At 46.7% G+C, this 261-nt stretch carries 1 protein-coding gene; it reads left to right on the forward strand.

What is annotated here, in order from left to right:
- Nucleotides 1–261 (forward strand): chromate transporter (locus AAEY83_RS16225; RefSeq protein ID WP_351060664.1); only part of this gene is annotated, 261 nt, incomplete at both ends.

Consider the following 261-nt stretch of genomic DNA (forward strand, 5'->3'; position numbering starts at 1 on the left):
TACTTGGGGTTAGCTTTATTCCACTAGAACATGAGTTTGCTTTGTTTACCCCTTTTTACCAAGCGGGTGCAATGGTGTTTGGCGGCGGACACGTAGTACTGCCAGTACTTCAAGCTGGCGTACCAGCATTGAGTGATGATCAGTTTTTAAGTGCTTACGCGAGTGCACAGGCAGTGCCAGGACCAATGTTTACTATTGCTACTTACTTAGGCGCACAACTTACTACTGAGCAACCTTTAGTGGGTGCCCTTATAGCTACAC

The sequence above is a fragment of the Psychrobacter sp. TB20-MNA-CIBAN-0197 genome, from assembly GCF_040309765.1.
Classification (GTDB): domain Bacteria; phylum Pseudomonadota; class Gammaproteobacteria; order Pseudomonadales; family Moraxellaceae; genus Psychrobacter; species Psychrobacter submarinus.